Raw genomic sequence first — 16,664 nt, forward strand, 5'->3', positions numbered from 1 at the left:
TAAAAACACAAGACGCTGAAAGCCCCCTGCCGGGCTTTCAGCCGATCATGCCGGAGCCCTTCCCGAGAAGGCCGGCCTATTTCCGTTACTCCTTCACGGCTCCCGCGCTCAGGCCGGACTCCACCTTTTCCTGAAACAGCAAATAGATGACAATGGTCGGAATGATCGTGAGTATGATGCCCGCGAACGTCGGGCCCATCTGCGAGCTGCCTCGCTCCCCTACGAAGGACATGAGCGCCATCGAAATGTTGAACATGCTCCGGTCATTGACCATAATGACGTTCCATATCAAATCGTTATAAATATCGAAGAAGGCCAGGATTCCCGCCGTCGAGATGGCCGGCATGGACAGCGGCGTCAAGATCCGAAACAGCAGCGTCGCCGGACCGCAGCCGTCCATGACCGCCGATTCGTCAATTTCCTTGTTAATTCCTTTCATAAAGCCGGTAATCAAAAAAATCGTTAGAGGCAGTTGAAACGTCGCGTACAGCACGATCATGACGAAATAGTTGTTAAAGCCGTTGAACGAGCCGATCATCCGGGAAATCGGAATGACGAGAGAATAGACGGGGATCATCAGCCCCATGATGAAATAAATATATAAAGCGCCGTTCCACCTCAGCGAGATCCGGGTCAGGATGAACGATGCCATGATTCCCAGAAGCAAGGTTAGAAGCGTGCCTGCGATCGCATAGATGAAGGAGTTCCATACGGCTTTATCAATGTGTGCGGTGGCAAAAGCGAGCTTGTAGTTGCTCCAGCGCCATACCTCGGGCAGCGAGAAGACGTTATTGTATATTTCCAGATTATCCTTGAGCGAAGAAATCACCGAGAAAAACAACGGATACATAAAAATAACCGCGCAAAGCGAAGAAAACACATATGCCGGAATTTTATACGAGCGAAGCGTCATGTTCCATTTCACCTGCCTTTATTTCATCGTCTTTGTGTTCATCAGCTTGTTGAGTATAACCGTGGATAAGAGTGCCGCTACGATAATGAAGGTGCCGATGGCATTGCCCATCCCGAAGTTGTTGTATTTAAAGGACTCGTAATAGAGCAGCGTGGTTGGCACATCCGTGGCGCCGTTCGGCCCTCCGCCGGTCATGACGAAAATTTGCCCGAACACGCGAAGCGATTGCGTAACGGCAAGAATCGAGAAAATTTTCAGCGTCTCCTTCATCATCGGCACGGTAATGTACCAGAGCCGTTTGAAGCCGACCGCTCCGTCCATCGCCGCCGCCTCGTACAATTGCTCAGGAATCGCCACCATACCGCTGGCGAAAATGATCATATTCAGCCCGCAGTAGATCCAGGCGTTGACCACTACCACGACGTAGATGGCAATGGCCGGTTCGCCGAGCCAATCGTGGGTTAGCGAGCTTGCGCCGATCGCCGAGAGCACCATGTTGACGAGGCCGCCCTCCCCTTTGAGCAAAAACTGCCACATCAAGCCGACGGCCGTGAGCGGGAGCACGGAAGGCATAAAGAAGGCAATTTTGAAAAAGCGTCTTCCCTTCATCTTGCTGGTGACGATATGCGCCAGCGCAAATGCGACCGGCAAAATGAGCACGAACGAGGCTAAGATAAACACACCGATATTTTTGAGCGAACGGTAAAATTCAGGCTTTTGAAACATGGCGCTGTAGTTTTGCAGCCCGACATATTCCAAGGCGACGTTCTTGATGCCGTTCCAGCTAAAAAAGGACATATAAGCCGTCTGGAAGATCGGCACGATAAACGCCAGCGTATATAACAAGAGCGCCGGCAGCAAAAAAACGGCTGCGATAAAATAAGGCTTTCGGCCGACCATGTTGTTCCCCTCCTTCAAGTTTTCCGTAGGAAAGCTAACTTCGTAAGCATTCGCTGAGTTTTCCGCAAGGAAGCTTTTTGCAAAAACTGTAGATTGATGAGGGGCGGAGTATCCACTTCCGGTCGCTGTTGCCCACAGGAAATTTTTATTGAAATCCGCTTTTCAGCGGATATTTCCCGTGGACAAAGGCGAACGCTATCGCTCCTCCAGTGGATACTCCACCCTCCATGCATCTTTATTTTGCATAAACCTCGACAAGCCTAAGTTTTCCTTCAGGAAAACTATAATCTTCATTGAATGAGCCTAAGCTTTCCTTCGGAAAGCTTGCTTCTCATTATTATTTACTTTTCCGCGAGGAAAACTAGATTTTGCGGTTCAACAATTCTCCAATAATAGTAGGTGGGGTATATCCCGGAAGAGTGAAACGTCCGCCTTTGAACCCCGCGAAAACACCTCTACTTTCAATCAAACTTTCGCGGGGTTCAAGAGCGGCTGGAGGGATATACTCCACCGGTCTATAACGGAGAATTAAAACTTGCGAAGCTGGTTTTCCTACTCACTTCTTATTCGAATCGACAAAGCTCTGAATCGTATCCGCCGTTTTTTGCGGAGGATTGCCGGCGAACATGCCTTGGACTTCGTTGCGCACCTTGTCCTGCAGCTGCATGATCGGGCTGTACTCCTCGATCTCGCCTTTGAAGTCTTTGGCGGTGCTTTGCGCCTTGACGTACTCTGCGGTAACCGGATCGATCGGAGCCGAGCCCGAATCCATTTTGACCGGATAAACGCCGCCCTTCGTTTCCTTGAGGAAATACTTGAACGCATCGACGGAGGTCAGGAACTTCAACAGCTTGATCGTAGCGTCTTTTTTCGCGCCTGTGATTTCCTTGGAGACGGAATAACCGCCTGCACCGCCGAACCAGTTGTCCTTGAATTCCGGTTTGTCTTTGTAGCCCGGGAACGGAATGACCCCGATTTTGTCGGCGATCGGAGAAGCTGCGATGGAGGAAATCGCCCAGACGCCTTCGAACATCATCGCGCTTTTGCCACCGAGGAACATGCTCGTAATCGCGTTGCCGTCGGTCGTGACCATGTTTTTGCCGAAAATGCCTTTATCCTGCCAATTTTTCATCGTTTGCAGCAAGGAAACCATATCGGGATCGTTCCATTTCGCTTTGCCGCCCATCAGGTCTTCGGTTTTCTGGAAGCCGTATTTTTTCAGCGCCAGATTCGTCAGCAGGTGGCCTCCGCGGAAGTTGTCTTTGTCGGCCATCGCCATTGGCACAACATCGATCGCTTTGAATTTGTCGGCGACCGCCTCGAATTCCTCGATTGTCTTCGGCGGCTCTGCGCCGATTTTTTGGAACAGTTCTTTGTTATAGTAGATCGCGACGCTGTAGAACTCGTTCGGCACGCCGTACGTGCCCGGCAGGTCTTTGTATTTCCATGTGTCGAACAGCGGCAGGAACGCGTCGGACCACGCTTTATCTTCTTTCAGGACGGGATCGAGGTCCATCGCGATGTTTTTCGCATAGTCTTTAAATGCCACTCCGCCGTAGTTCATCCAAATTTCCGGGACGCTGCCCGTCGCGACGGCCGTTTTGAATTTGTTGTTGAATGCCGCCTCGTCGTTCAACGATTCGTCGACTACCGTAATATCTGGGTTTTTCTCCATAAATTGCTTGAGCAGGTTCTGGAACGCCACGGACTTCGGATCGGTACCGGAGATACGCGTCAAGATGCGGATGCTGACTTTGTCGCCGCTTTTGCTGTCGCCCTTGGTACCCGTATTGCCTTGAGCGGCGTCATTCGAACCGCAGCCCGCCAGCAGGCTTGAAGCGGCGAACAGCGATGCCAGCCCTAGTGTAAGCGCTCTTTTTTTCATGTGTTAAGCAACCTCCCCATTTTATGTTTGATCTCAATTGCTGTTTGTCTGTTCGACATAGTGTCATTATAAAGGGCGCCGCTCGCCGCATGAATGCAATATCTTTACGCCACCGGGAATATTTTTAACATTCCGTGAACATTCCATGCAAAAAAAGACCGCACCCGTTCGCACAGCGGCACAACGGGGCCGTCTTCGACAAAGTCATTCGCGGGAATCGCTCCCGGTAAACCGGGAAGGCGGCACGCTGAAATGCTTTTTAAAGCATTTGCTGAAGTAATGCGGGTCTTTGTAGCCGACGGATTCGGAGACGAACAGCAAATTTTTGCATCCGTTCTCCATCATTTCCTTGGCCTTGTTGAGTCGCCGCCTCGTCATGTACTCCACGACGGAATAGCCGGTCTCGTTCTTAAAAATGCGGCTCAAATAGCTCGGATGAATAAAAATGCTTTTGGCAATCGCGTTCAAGTCGAGGTCCGGATCGGCATATTGCCCATCGATAAACTGCTTCGCCTTATCCACGAGCTTAGCGGGTGTCGATTGCTTCAAGCTGTGCGTCTGCTCCAGCACCCGGCCGAACAGCGCCGCCGCCCAGTCCGCGATCTCCTCCATCCGCTCCAGCTCGTCGACCAGCCGCACCGGATTGAACGTGTCGCCGCCATAAAACGTCATATCCAGTTTGCTCTCGGCGGCGTATAGATTTAGCGTCGCAACGAGCTCATAGACGGTCATGTACAGCGTATCCAACGACAGCTTCTGCCGCACGATCGCCTCCAGCCATTGGCGCAGCTCGTGCTCCACCGCCGCCTTGTTGCCCAGCCTGAGCTGGACCATCAACGTCTCCCGGATAAAGGACAGGTCCGCTTTCAGCGCTGGCTTCGGCAAGCGCTCGAACGGGATCACCCGGTTGCCGCCGAGAACGGTGCGATGCTTGCACGCCACAACCGCCTCCTTATACGACTTCGGAATGCCATCCGGGCCTTGCGCGGCATTGCCGATGCCGGCCGTCACGGTAAACTTCAAAAACCGGCGGACCGCTTCAACGGCTTCCGCGCCCCGCCGCTCCAGCCACTCCTTCTCCCGGATACCGCCGGCATTCGGATGTACCAACAGCACCGTTCTGTCCTCGTCATCCAGCGTAAGCTCGCACGGCCGAAGCCCGCCGAACAGCTCGCCGACGATATTGAATACGGCGAACCGCTTCCAAGGTGGTTGTTCCTTCCCGTCACCCGGGGATTTATCAATCGAGAACACCATGACAAGCAGCGCATCGTCCCGCAGATTCGGGCAAAACTGCCGCCATTTGTCCGGGCTGTGCTCGGGTCCGCCGGGTCCGATGCCATCCAGCAAGCTCTGGATGAAAGTCCGGCGCAAAATCGTATTGCTTTCCCGGACACTCTGCCTGAAATCCTCCTGCTGCGAATGCCGTGCCATGTCCTCCCGAATCTTGGCCGACATCGCGGTTAACACCTGCGTCAGCTCCTCCATGTTGACCGGCTTCAGCAAATAGTCGGACACGCCTGCCTGCAAAGCCGTTCTCGCATAGTCGAAGCTCCCGTAGCCGGTGAGGATGATGATGCGAAGCTCAGGAAACCGGTGCTGGGCCGCCTTCGCGAACGCCAGGCCGTCCACGATCGGCATGTTAATGTCTACGATCGCCAGCCGGATCGGCGCGTGCTCGAGCAGCAGCAGCGCCTCCTCCCCGTTCTCGGCCTCTCCGGCGATCTCGAAGCCGAGCTCCTGCCAGTCAATGCCGACCTTCAGCCGTTCGCGGATCAAATATTCGTCATCGACGATCATCGCTTGAATCATGCGGTATCCCCCCGTTCTCGATCGCCGGCAGCGTAATGCGGACGGTCGTTCCTTCCCCGGGCACGCTGTCGATCTCCAGCCCGTATTCGGAACCGAAATAAAGCTTGATTCGCTCGTCGGTGCTCTTCAGCCCGAAGCTTTTCGTCCGGTAATGCCCGGGGTCCGGCTTCAAAATTTGCCGCAGCCGCTGCGGCGTAATGCCTATGCCGTTATCGCTCACCTCGATCCGCACCTTGCCGTCCAGGACATGCGCTTGGATGCGGATCAGCCCTCTTCCCCTTTTGTTTCGGAGCCCGTGATTGATCGAATTTTCCACAATCGGCTGCAGCAGCAGCTTGATCGTCGAGTACTTGTACACGTTGTCGTCGATCTCGAAAAGGGAATCGAGCCGGTCGCCGTAGCGCACCTTCAAAATTTCCAAGTACGTTTGCGTAATGATGATTTCATCTTCCATGGAGATGATGTGGCTGCCCTTGCTGAGCACGCCCCGGTAAAACAACGCCAGTTGGTTCACAATGTTCACGATATCTGCGTTCCGCTTCAAATCGGCAAGCGCGCAGATGCTCTCCAGTGTGTTGTACAAAAAGTGCGGATTAATTTGCGACTGCATGACGGCGAGCTCGTACTCTTTTTTCTTCTTCTGCTCTTCCACCATGTTTTCCATGAGCTTTTTGGTGCGGACGACCATTTTGTTAAACTCTCTGGCCAAGGCGCCGATCTCGTCGCGCTCCTTCAGTTCAAGCCAGACGTCGAGGTTCCCCTCCTGCACGCTTTTGACCGTTTTCTTGATCTGGTTCAGCGGCCTCGTAATCGATCTGGCGATAAGAATGGTCAGGACGATGGCCGAAATGACGAAAATGAGGCTTAAATAAAAAGTTTTTTCCATCAAAATCTGGTTATCGCGGGTAATCTCCTTAATCGGCACGATTCCCACAATAATCCAGTTCAAGCGCGGATAGGTGCGGGCCACGACCAGATTGTCCTCGCCGTTCAAGCTGAACGTCCGGCCGCCCTCATGCCCGATCACCCAGGAATAATAAGGCTCCTGCCCGATGGAAGCGTAAAGCCGGCTTTTGTCGCTGTGCGAGGCGATCGTCCCCTGCTTGTTGACGATAAAGATTTCACCGCTGTGCCCGATATTGATATGAGCGTATTGATCGGCAATGTATCGCTCGTCGATGGATAGTTGAATGACGCCGAGAGGACTCCCGTCCTTGGCGGTATTGAATTTCTGAAGGAGCGAGACGACAGGGTGAGCCCCCCCTTCCTTCTCGTAGTTGCTTTTGGCCGTATCCTTCCATACGGGTCCGTAAGTGGAACTTGAGAATGCCCGGATATATTCGTCGTTGACGTTCCGGACGTTCTTGAGCCCCCCGGAATCGTACAGGTGGCCGTTGCGGTCGTAGATGAGCATAGCGTCCACGAACGTCTTCGAATCGACGATATCGGCGAGGGCGTTCGAAACCTCAACCGAACGGTTGTAATTTTCCAGCGGGTCCGAGGTGGGCGGGGCGCTCAGATAGCGCTGCACGCTGTTGTTCGTAATCGCAATTTTGGAGTAGTTTTCCGAATTGTCGAGGATTATCTCCAGCTTTTCGGAGACCAGCCGCAAATTTTGCTCCGTGTTCTCGATGGCTTTATCGATCAGTATGGCGGACGAGACGCGGTACGTAAAGACAGACAGCAAAATCAGCAGCAAGGACAGGACGGTCATAAACGAGCGCGTGATCTTTTTATTGACGGAAAGCGAGTAATAATAGTCCAGTACGCGGTTTTTCATAGCTGTCAGCAAGCCCCGTCACCTCTCCCGCAGTAAGCGCTATCAGAGTTTCATTATAGGACAAAACGGAGGTGCATTGGAACACCTCCGAATTGGTAAAACCTTGAAGTTGTCTTAATCTTGCAGATCGATGACGACCATCTGATGGCATTCGAGCTCGGGCAGCGTGTACTCGATGCTTTCGGTGCCCGGTCTGTAATCAAGCGGCGTTCCTTGCGGCGCGAGATACACGCCCTTCACCCGTCTTCCCGGCAAACGCAGCTTCACGTCGACGTTATAGAGCGGAACGATATCCTCAATGATCTCGACGCCGTCCCCGCGCTTGACCGGCACGGCGTACAGCAGATGGTTCACGAGACGGCGCTCGACCTGCTGCTCCTGCAGCGTGACGACCCCTTGGGCGGGTAAGCTCGTTGTGAGCGTCTTGTCCGGCAGCAGCCGGTCCAGCGCGTAGAGCACAATCTCTTTCAGGAACAGGCTGCCCTTCGTCGCATAGTCCTCGAAGACGTTCCAAGCGATGTAAATGCCGCTGGCGCCCTCCACCATTCCCGGGCCGCCGTCGTTCATCGAGCTGGGCGTATGCTGGTGCGACGAGAACGTGAATACTTCCCGGTTAAAATAAGGATCTTCGCGCCGCCCCAGCTCGGTTCCGCCGTCCAACGCGATCTTCTGCCCCGCAGCGTACATGACGAATGACGCTTCGCCAAGGCTGTGCAGCGGAAATTTCGGGCGGAAATAGTCCGGCTTGAACGGATTCTCGCCAACCCGCCGTACGCCGAAATCGATGGCGAACTCGCGCTCCTCCGCGTCCAAGCCCGACTTGCCCGAAGCGAGCAGCTTCCCGCCCTGCCGGAGAAACTCCTCCAGCTTCGCGCGCAGCCGGTCCGAGATCAGCACGTAGTCCGGCAGTATAATGACTTTGTATTGGTTGAACTCGGCATCCGGATCGATCACGTCGAACAAAAACTTGCCTTCGAGCAGCATCCGCACAGCCCCGGCGTCGGAGTTGCCCGTGAACATCGCACCGCCCATTTTGTCCACGCCGACCGATTCGACGGACAGCAGTCCAATATCCGCGATCGCCGTCGTGTCCGCGCACCACGCTTCCTTCCGCTCGACCTCGGCGTACGCCTTGCCGATCAGCTCATAGGTGGCCGGGTCCATCAGCCCTTCGGGATGCAATTGATCGCCGATGGAGCAGCGCGCTCCGTTCGCCAAGCTGAGCGCCGTTTCGTAGCGCAGCGCATTCGGATGCTTGTAGCCGCCGAACTCGCCCCAGAACGTGTGAAATTTGCCGGTCATGCCGAGGAAATCCATGCCGAGCGGCTGCACATAGCGGGCCGACAGCGGGAAATGATCGTAGCCCCAGCCGCCGGTCGGCAGCGATTCCAGCTCCAAGTGCGTATTCATCGCCGCCAAGTCCCGGCGTCCCTGCGAAATATGCCCTGCGTTGTGGAAAATCGGCATCTCCGGCTTGATCGCATGGATCGCTTCGCGAATACGCTGCGTGTAATTCGCATAAATCCGCTCGCCTTGCTCGACAACGTGCTGCTTCTCACGGGGGTCTTTTCCTTCCCCGCGCAGCATGGCAACGCAGGTATGGCAGTAGCAGGTGCGGACGCCGACGATATCGAGGAAGATGCCGTCGGCATCGTACTTGCGTACGACCTCCTCCACCTGGCGGATCATCAGATCGAGATAAGGCGAATTTAAGCAAAATTGATGATACCCCGGCGTCATGAACCCTTTAACCCAGTTTGTCTGGTCGTTCTCGTCCCGCATCAGCCACTCGGGATGGACGCGCGCCAGCTTCTCGTCGAAGCCGACCGACAAGTAGACCGGCGTCTTCACGCCGATCTCGTGCGCCGCTTCGATCTGCGCGCCGAGCAGGTCGAAGTCCAGATGCGGGTGAATTTCGTTCGTTTCGGAAGGAAAATACGCCCAGCCGTGGTGACATTTTGCGAACACGGTAATCGAGTCGACGTGCCCCCGCTTGAGCATTTCTTGGAACTGCGGCTTGGAAAACTTCCGCCCGATATGCGGAATCATTTCAGAGGTGTGGAAATCTAAGTGTACTTGTCGGAATCGCATCGTTTGGCGACCTCGCTTTCTTGGTATAGGTGGGTTAAGCTGCTGTGCAGCTTTATTAATCGGGTGGTCTAGACGGCGTGTTCCATCGCCTTCCAGCCTCCTGCGCTTTTTCTTTTGTCGGGGTTATTGTATCATTAGGACGTTGGGAATGTATTTGAAAGGCCTTCCATCGATTTGTACAAAATTCCGCTATTCGCGAGAACCTAACGCCCGGAGGAACCCGAGATGAAGGATTTGGCAGAAATCGTTCCGCATGTGCGTTCGGCGGCACCCTATACGTATAACGGCGGCGAGCATGAAGGAACAAGGGTCGGCTATACGTTCGCCTATCATCTGTTTCTGGACGGCCGCGGAGATATCGTCGTGGACAACGTCACGTATTCCGTGGAAAAAGGTACCCTGATTTTCATCCGCCCGGGACAGGTGCATTCGTTTCACCATAAGCCCGGCTTTCCGCTCGATTCGTATAACATTTACTGCGATTTATGGGAGCGGCATCCGGTTCCGGAGCCGCGCTTCGCCTTTTATCCCGATCCGCCCGACCGATCGATGTTGACCCGGCAGGAAGCTTGCCCCGAACTGGACGAGTTTCCGACCAAAATGTCGCTGAGCCCCCACCCGCACCTGATTGAACTGTTTGTGCAAATCGCCAGATCGGAGGACGCCCCTTATTATGCAGAAGCGATCACGGGATCGCTGATGCGCGCGTTTCTGCTGCGCTGGTACAACAGCATCAAAAATGCTGCACCAAACGATTACCGCATCCTGCAAATTATGGAGGAGATGGAGCGCCACCCGGAGCGTCGTTACTCGTTCGAGGATTGGTGCCGCAAATGCCGGCTGAAAAAATCTTACTTTTACAAGCTATTTAAACAGGAAACCGGCATGACCCCAAAGGACTACCTGCTGCGGATGAAAATGAAAAAAGCAGCCAATTTGCTGCTGGAAAGCCGGCAGTCGGTTACGTCTATCTCGGACAATCTCGGCTACGATTCGATCCATTATTTTTCCAAGCAGTTTGCTGCCTTTTACGGGATCAGTCCGACGGCATTCCGCAGCCGGAACAGCCTGCCGCGGGATTCGGACTAGCGGCTGACTGAAGCTCGCCAACTTTGGCCTCCATCACATGTTCCAGCAGGAAGGCCGTACACCGGTTGACTCCCTTTCGACAAAGTGGGTAACCTCTTTGGAATGGTTCATTTCATGAAGACCGTCCTGCGCAATCCCGCCGAGTAAAAAATCGCTGCGGCTTTCGATGGAAAAGCTTTTGTGCAATCCGATGGCATATGCAGTAATGCATGATTCTCGATCCCATGCTTCCTCTCTCCTTCTCTCTCGTCTACAAAGCTATCGTCTCCTTTTCTTCCATTTACTTCAATTGCAATCGGATGATAAATAGCAGATAATTAAATTACTTAACTATTCTCCTTGCCGCTATGATTCAGGCAGACAATCGGATGGGTAATGACAACTATCTACGGCCCGATGGCTAAGGGACCGCTAGACGCGTAGTTACAAAATCTTAACACCAAGACCTATTGTCCTGCGTTACAATGAATCTCACAGGCTAGGAAAGGGAGGGAAGCTCATGAATTTCACTCTGAAGCAACTAAAGTATGCGCTCTTAAGTCTGCTGCTCACGTTCGCTCTGATTGTGACCTACCAGCATGTGCAGCCGCTCTGATTCCTATACATTTACACAATTAACCATGAATGATATAGCTTAGTAAGGACCGGGGACTACTCCGGTCCTCTTCGTCGTTTCGCCCCCCTTTTCCCAGTTTTCCTGAATTTAAGATGTTGTTAAGAATTTCCTCCGCTAGTTATTAAGATGTCCCGGCTATACTGAGCTTTGATCTGAAGGATATCGTACGGAGGGGATATGGATTGAACAGGCAGGCAGAGCACGCTGTGGAAAAAAAGCGCCCGACGGAACAAACAGGTTCCGGGGCATGGAGGAGCCAGCCGCCCGTAGTGCAGATTCGCGGGCTTACGAAGACGATCCGAGGAAAAGCGATCGTCAACCGGCTCGATCTGGAGGTGCGGGCCGGCGAAATATTCGGTCTGCTCGGACCGAACGGCGCAGGGAAAACGACGACCATCCGCATGATCGTCGGTCTCATCGGCATGTCCGGCGGGGAAGTGCTGATCGACGGCCTCAGCGTCAAGCGGCATTTCGAAGACGCCATGAAGCGCGTCGGGGCTATTGTCGAAAATCCGGAGATGTACAAGTATTTGTCCGGCTACCACAATTTGCTGCACTTTGCGAGGATGCACGAGGGCGTGACAAAAGCCAGAATCGACGAGGTCGTCGAGTTGGTCGGCTTGAAGGAGCGGATTCGCGATAAGGTCCGCACCTACTCTCTCGGGATGCGCCAAAGGCTGGGCGTCGCACAAGCGCTGCTGCACCGGCCGAAGGTGCTGATCCTCGACGAGCCGACCAACGGCCTGGACCCCGCCGGTATCCGGGAGCTGCGCGATTATTTGCGGCAGTTGGCCCGGACGGAAGAGCTGGCGATTATCGTTTCCAGCCACCTGCTGTCCGAGATGGAGCTGATGTGCGACCGGGTCGCCATCATTCGCCAAGGCGAGTTGATCGACGTTCGTCCGATACGGGAGCTGGCCCCCGGGCCCTCGGACGCCGAGCTCCGCGTCGTCTTCGAGGTGAACGAGCCGGCAAGCGCGCAGCTGCTGCTCGCCTCCTCGTATCCGGAGGCAGCCTTTGAATGTACCGACCCGGAACGCAGCGGGACGGCCGAAGCCGCTATCGAAGGCAGGCTCGCCAGACGGGTCATCCCATCTGTTGTGCGCAAGCTGGTGCAAGCCGGCATCGAAGTATACGGCGTCCGCAGTTCGGGCCGGACGTTGGAGGAACAATTTTTGGAACTGACGGGAGGGGAGCGGCATGCTTAGGTTGATGCCTTTGGTGCAGAACGAATCGATGAAAATTTTCCGCCGATGGCGAACCTGGGTGATGACCGCGAGCCTGATTGTATTTATGACGCTCCTGTCCACTGTCCAATTTATGGATAAGCCGAATGATCAAAGGGACTGGAAAACCCGGCTCACAGCAAACATTCAGCAGACGGAGCAGATGATGAGCGACGCGCGGATGGGCGAAGGACAGAAGCAGCGTCTTCAAGAAAGCATTCTCCACGACCGGTATGCCATCGAGCACGACATTCCCGTCAATGAACGCAGCTTGTGGAATCCCGTCACGCTGGGAACAAGCCTGATCTCGCTAATTACGATCTTTACGATCGTCGTAGCGGCAGACAACGTCGCCGGGGAGTTTTCCGGAGGTACGATCAAGCTCATCCTGATCCGGCCGGCCAAACGGTGGAAGGTGCTGCTGAGCAAATATATCGCTTCTCTCGGATTTGCTTTATTTCTGCTGGTTACTGTTTTCGCCGCAAGCTGGCTTCTCGGCATCGGCCTCTACGGCACCGGCGCGCTTCATCAGCCCATTCTCGACGTAAGAGACGGCATCGTCATCGAGCATAGCATGGTCGCTTCCCTGCTTCAAACGTATGCGCTGAACAGCGTTTCCCTCGTGATGATGGCGACGTTCGGATTCATGATCTCCACCGTGTTCCGGTCTAGTTCCTTCGCCATCGGCGGCTCCATTGCCCTGCTCTTTGTCGGAACGAGCATCGTGCACGGGCTTCGCGAATACCCTTGGGTCAAGTATGTGCTGTTCGCCCACCTCGATCTGACGCAATATATTAAAGGGAAGCCGCTGATCGAAGGGATGACCCTCGGCTTCTCGGTTATGATGCTGCTCGCTTATTTTGTGTTGTTTATGGCGCTATCGTTCTTCATCTTCGGCAAGCGGGATGTAGCCGCTTAGACATATAAAAGACGCCAACGCCCCGCTGTGCCGGGTGCGACTGGCGTCTATTTTGCCGTCAGAAGGTCCTGCCGAGGCGGATCATATCCTTCCTCCGGTAAATGCCGAGAACGAGGCCGATGACTGCCATCTCGACTAGCGTATGGGTACCGCCATAGCTGACGAACGGAAAAGCGACGGAGATAAGCGGCAGCAAGCCGAGCGACATGACGATACAGTAGCCGAATTGTGCTCCGAGGATGGAAGCGGCGGCCACAATCAGCATTTTGCCGTATGTCTCGCGAACCTGTCCCAACGAATGGAGCATCCGAGTCACGAAATAAACGGCAGCGCCTGCAACCGCGATACCGATGCCCCAACCGAAGCTGTAGACGAGATAAGTTAAAATCAATTCACTATGAATATACGGCAGCTTGGGATTGACCGCTCCGAATCCGTGACCCCACCAGCCGGCGCTGCTCAGGGCCTCTTTCATCTGGATATACATATACCCCGCGCCCGAAGGATCTCTATCGGGATTAAGAAAGGCTAACACTCGCTGACTCAAGTAATACCGGATCAAGAACGCTCCACTCAGAAGAAGCAGTGTTCCTCCCGTTTGCAGTAGCGCAAGCCACCATTTACGGGTAACAACGCTGCATAGGATCCCATAGCTTATCAAATAAAATAGAATCGTCGATAACGAAGGTACCATCGCATAGAGCACGAATGGTACGAGAACAAAAGCAAGCATCGATTTCAGCCAAAAATTACGCTTCTGCCTCCGCCAATCGAGAAGCAAACCAGCCGCCGCAGCGATAAATAAATAGGAGCTGATAACCGTCCAATCCACCGCGAAACTTCCAAACGCAAAATAACTTCTCGCCCCATTCACCTGCCGTCCGAACAGTATAGTACAAACCATACCAGCGCCGGCAACCCAGTACATAAGGAGCGACCAAGCCTTCAGCTTCCGATAATCCATAAAATAAAACAGCAATAAAACCGGCAGTCCTAGCGCGATGAAAAACATTTTACGGATTGCGAAACCAACTCCGTCGAGGCTGTTGGAACGCATCACCGCATAGCTGGACTCGATGCCATACATCGCGAAGACACCCAACCCTAAAAACGCTATAAAGCCGAGCAGCAAGCCCCAATGCATCCGCGGCTTGTGAACGAGGTGCAGCTCACGGCCGACTGTTACCGGGTCACCCATCTGCCGGATCGCCCAAGCGATCGCTTCCTCCCGGCTCGCGCCTTCCGCTTCCTTATCGAGCGCTAGCTCCTCCAAGTGGCTTTCCAGCTCGCGCCGGATGTCCTTATGCAGCTCTCTCGCCCGAATCTGCGAGCAGACGCTGCTCAAATAATCCCGCACGTTCTCGTGCTCGCGGATCATGCTCTTCCCTCCCCCAAAACAAGATCGACCGCGTCGCGGAACTGCTTCCACTCCGCCGTTTTCTCCTGGAGATGCCGCTTACCGGCCTCGGTGATGCGGTAGTATTTGCGCTGCCGTCCTTGCGCTTCCTCCCAGTACGCCTCGACCCAGCGCTCCGCCTCCATACCGTGCAGAATCGGATACAGCGTCCCTTCCTTCAGCGAAAACATCCCACCGGAGCTTTTCTCCAGCTCCTTGATCAGCTCGTACCCGTACATATTGCGACGCTCAAGCAGCGTCAGAATCATCGTCCCGGTGCTTCCTTTCAACAGCTCCTTGCTGACCTTCATTGCCAAACCGAGCCTCCTTTCCACGCCTATGCTGTCGTTCAGATACAAGCATCGTAAATCTATGTATCGTAATTCTAGGTATTAGTATAGCTGGCTCTACTCTACTTGTCCAGCTTACCGCATACTTCAAACCGTCGAGCGCTCCACCAGCCGGACCGGCAGTTCCTGCTTCTCCGCCTCATACCAGTCTTCCGCAATATAGCGGTGCAGCATTTGAAAAGCGGCGCGGCCCACGTCCTTGTTCGACTGCTCCACCGCCGTAATGTCTAGCAACTCGCCGAGCATATGGTTATCGAAGCCGATCACCGCCAAATCGTCCGGTACGCGAAGCCCGAGCTTGCGCGCTTCGGCGACAAGCCCCGCCGCGGTCTGGTGCGTACCCGCCAGCACCGCCGTCGGGCGCGGGTTCATGCCGGCCAGCCGATGCGCGACCTCAACGCCTGCTTCCATCGACAGCGCGTCGTAGAACATCCACTCCGGCCGCAGCGGCTCCTGCACGGCAGCGAGCGCTTCGCGGACGGCGCGTTCCCGCGCCAGGCTCGTATTGCTGCCCCGCCTGCCGATGCAGCAAGCGATATGCCGGTGTCCTTGGGCCGTCAAATAGCGCAGGCCCGTTTCAAAGCTGCGGTAGTGGTCGATATAGGCGCAGGACAGCGGCTCGTCTCCGGCGTCCTCGCAGACGACGATCGGACCGTACGCCAAAAAAGGTTTGATCACATCCCAAGCGTTCGTCCGAGACGTAATAACGACGCCATCGACCTGTTTCATTCTGAGCATTTCGAGCACTTTCAGCTCTTCCTCGGAGCGATAATTTGTCTGGCAAAGGACTACGCGGTACCCGCTCCGGTTCGCTTCGCTCAAGATGCCTTCCACCGGCGAGCTCAAGTACGGATTATCCACATAAGGAAGCACGACCGCAATCATCGATGTCTTGCCTTTGATCAAATGGACGGCGTTCAAATTCTGAACATAGTCCAGCTTCCGCACCGCCTCCAGCACGGCGGCCCTTTTATCCTCGCTCACGTACGGGTGGCGGTTCAGCACACGAGAAACCGTCGTGACCGAAACGCCTGCCATGCGGGCAATTTCTTTAATGTTTGCCATAACCGTCCGCCTCCTCGCCTTCATTAGCCTTATTGTAACACATCGCTTTTCACACAAAAAAACGCTTGCTATGAAATGCATTCCATACGTTACACTCGGTTCAAGGGATCGTTTCTACCGGCGTGACGGACTTACAGGCGTAACGGTAGCGTCCCGATAAACGGGCTCGAATTGCTCCAAGTTCCATAACATACAAAAAGCACAAGCTCTGCCGTATTCTGTCGGCGGGCCTGTGCTTTTTTTCGCTTAACTGCCTCGGAGCGGCGCGAACCTGCGTCCGGTCAGCGGACTTGCTTCGGCTGCTCGGTGTTCGATGCGACCACATCCAAGCTTTGCTGCGCTTGGTTCAACTGGTCCTGCACCTGCACGAGCTCTTGTCCGTGATGGTCGTGGTCCTGCGCCGACATCTGGCTCTGCGCCTTCGCCAGCGCCTGATGTGCCGATTCCAGCTGCGCAAGCGCAGAGGACAGCTTGTGCGGGTCGGACTGAAGCTGCGCGTGGCGGACGGCCATTTCGGCGTCCTTGGCTACCTGGATCGCTTTCTCCGCGTTGTCGATCACATGCTGGATCGGCATTTGATGCTGGTTGACCTGTGTCATGTTCGGCATCTTCCTCTCAATCA

General features: G+C 54.6%; 13 protein-coding genes. 3 read left to right on the plus strand and 10 right to left on the minus strand.

The window, feature by feature from the left end; genetic code table 11:
* Positions 1 to 85 precede the first annotated feature (85 nt).
* The 6 genes from ET33_RS18435 to ET33_RS18460 all read right to left on the minus strand — a co-directional run bounded on the left by ET33_RS18435 (position 86) and on the right by ET33_RS18460 (position 9,381).
* On the minus strand, positions 86 to 913 hold the full coding sequence (locus ET33_RS18435; protein ID WP_051775426.1) for a carbohydrate ABC transporter permease: 828 nt from the start codon (positions 911 to 913) through the stop codon (positions 86 to 88).
* Positions 914 to 931: 18 nt separating this feature from the next.
* The gene (locus ET33_RS18440) at positions 932 to 1,813 is read right to left on the minus strand and encodes a carbohydrate ABC transporter permease (protein WP_036684925.1); all 882 of its coding nucleotides are present in this window, start codon (positions 1,811 to 1,813) and stop codon (positions 932 to 934) included.
* Positions 1,814 to 2,369: 556 nt separating this feature from the next.
* The gene (locus tag ET33_RS18445) at positions 2,370 to 3,698 is read right to left on the minus strand and encodes an ABC transporter substrate-binding protein (RefSeq protein ID WP_036684928.1); all 1,329 of its coding nucleotides are present in this window, start codon (positions 3,696 to 3,698) and stop codon (positions 2,370 to 2,372) included.
* Between the two features lie 204 nt (positions 3,699 to 3,902).
* Positions 3,903 to 5,510 (minus strand): response regulator, encoded by a 1,608-nt coding sequence (locus ET33_RS18450; protein ID WP_036684931.1) that lies wholly within the window; start codon positions 5,508 to 5,510, stop codon positions 3,903 to 3,905.
* Positions 5,485 to 7,302, minus strand: a complete 1,818-nt coding sequence (locus ET33_RS18455; protein ID WP_235206751.1) for a sensor histidine kinase — start codon at positions 7,300 to 7,302, stop codon at positions 5,485 to 5,487. The genes ET33_RS18450 and ET33_RS18455 overlap by 26 nt, the downstream gene beginning before the upstream one ends.
* Positions 7,303 to 7,404: 102 nt before the next feature.
* Positions 7,405 to 9,381, minus strand: a complete 1,977-nt coding sequence (locus ET33_RS18460; protein ID WP_036684933.1) for an alpha-amylase family protein — start codon at positions 9,379 to 9,381, stop codon at positions 7,405 to 7,407.
* A gap of 225 nt (positions 9,382 to 9,606) precedes the next feature.
* Here ET33_RS18460 and ET33_RS18465 point away from each other — a divergent pair, with 225 nt between their 5' ends.
* The 3 genes from ET33_RS18465 to ET33_RS18475 all read left to right on the plus strand — a co-directional run bounded on the left by ET33_RS18465 (position 9,607) and on the right by ET33_RS18475 (position 13,231).
* Positions 9,607 to 10,470 carry a helix-turn-helix domain-containing protein gene (locus ET33_RS18465; RefSeq protein ID WP_036684935.1) on the plus strand — a complete coding sequence of 288 codons (864 nt, stop codon included), beginning with the start codon at positions 9,607 to 9,609 and terminating at the stop codon, positions 10,468 to 10,470.
* Between the two features lie 822 nt (positions 10,471 to 11,292).
* A complete protein-coding gene (locus ET33_RS18470; protein WP_051775442.1) occupies positions 11,293 to 12,294 on the plus strand; it encodes an ABC transporter ATP-binding protein in 1,002 nt (333 codons plus the stop codon).
* Complete coding sequence (locus ET33_RS18475; protein ID WP_036684937.1) at positions 12,287 to 13,231, plus strand: ABC transporter permease; 945 nt, start codon at positions 12,287 to 12,289, stop codon at positions 13,229 to 13,231. The genes ET33_RS18470 and ET33_RS18475 overlap by 8 nt, the downstream gene beginning before the upstream one ends.
* Positions 13,232 to 13,289: 58 nt before the next feature.
* Here the strand turns inward: ET33_RS18475 and ET33_RS18480 are convergent, their stop codons facing one another.
* The 4 genes from ET33_RS18480 to ET33_RS18495 all read right to left on the minus strand — a co-directional run bounded on the left by ET33_RS18480 (position 13,290) and on the right by ET33_RS18495 (position 16,641).
* The gene (locus tag ET33_RS18480) at positions 13,290 to 14,609 is read right to left on the minus strand and encodes an FtsW/RodA/SpoVE family cell cycle protein (RefSeq protein WP_036684940.1); all 1,320 of its coding nucleotides are present in this window, start codon (positions 14,607 to 14,609) and stop codon (positions 13,290 to 13,292) included.
* Entirely contained in the window at positions 14,606 to 14,938 is a 333-nt protein-coding gene (locus tag ET33_RS18485) for a PadR family transcriptional regulator (protein ID WP_036684942.1), read from the minus strand. The genes ET33_RS18480 and ET33_RS18485 overlap by 4 nt, the downstream gene beginning before the upstream one ends.
* Before the next feature lie 126 nt (positions 14,939 to 15,064).
* Positions 15,065 to 16,042: a LacI family DNA-binding transcriptional regulator gene (locus tag ET33_RS18490; RefSeq protein ID WP_036684945.1), complete on the minus strand. Its 978-nt coding sequence runs from the start codon at positions 16,040 to 16,042 to the stop codon at positions 15,065 to 15,067.
* Between the two features lie 281 nt (positions 16,043 to 16,323).
* Complete coding sequence (locus tag ET33_RS18495) at positions 16,324 to 16,641, minus strand: hypothetical protein (RefSeq protein WP_036684948.1); 318 nt, start codon at positions 16,639 to 16,641, stop codon at positions 16,324 to 16,326.
* Between the last annotated feature and the right edge of the window lie 23 nt (positions 16,642 to 16,664).

It is taken from the genome of Paenibacillus tyrphae (assembly GCF_000722545.1).
Lineage (GTDB): Bacteria > Bacillota > Bacilli > Paenibacillales > NBRC-103111 > Paenibacillus_G > Paenibacillus_G tyrfis.

Coding starts and splice junctions, on each gene's coding strand:
- ET33_RS18435 (WP_051775426.1), bottom strand. CDS start 913: ATGACGCTTCGCTCGTATAAAATTCCGGCATATGTGTTTTCTTCGCTT.
- ET33_RS18440 (WP_036684925.1), bottom strand. CDS start 1,813: ATGGTCGGCCGAAAGCCTTATTTTATCGCAGCCGTTTTTTTGCTGCCG.
- ET33_RS18445 (WP_036684928.1), bottom strand. CDS start 3,698: ATGAAAAAAAGAGCGCTTACACTAGGGCTGGCATCGCTGTTCGCCGCT.
- ET33_RS18450 (WP_036684931.1), bottom strand. CDS start 5,510: ATGATTCAAGCGATGATCGTCGATGACGAATATTTGATCCGCGAACGG.
- ET33_RS18460 (WP_036684933.1), bottom strand. CDS start 9,381: ATGCGATTCCGACAAGTACACTTAGATTTCCACACCTCTGAAATGATT.
- ET33_RS18465 (WP_036684935.1), top strand. CDS start 9,607: ATGAAGGATTTGGCAGAAATCGTTCCGCATGTGCGTTCGGCGGCACCC.
- ET33_RS18475 (WP_036684937.1), top strand. CDS start 12,287: ATGCTTAGGTTGATGCCTTTGGTGCAGAACGAATCGATGAAAATTTTC.
- ET33_RS18480 (WP_036684940.1), bottom strand. CDS start 14,609: ATGATCCGCGAGCACGAGAACGTGCGGGATTATTTGAGCAGCGTCTGC.
- ET33_RS18485 (WP_036684942.1), bottom strand. CDS start 14,938: ATGAAGGTCAGCAAGGAGCTGTTGAAAGGAAGCACCGGGACGATGATT.
- ET33_RS18490 (WP_036684945.1), bottom strand. CDS start 16,042: ATGGCAAACATTAAAGAAATTGCCCGCATGGCAGGCGTTTCGGTCACG.
- ET33_RS18495 (WP_036684948.1), bottom strand. CDS start 16,641: ATGACACAGGTCAACCAGCATCAAATGCCGATCCAGCATGTGATCGAC.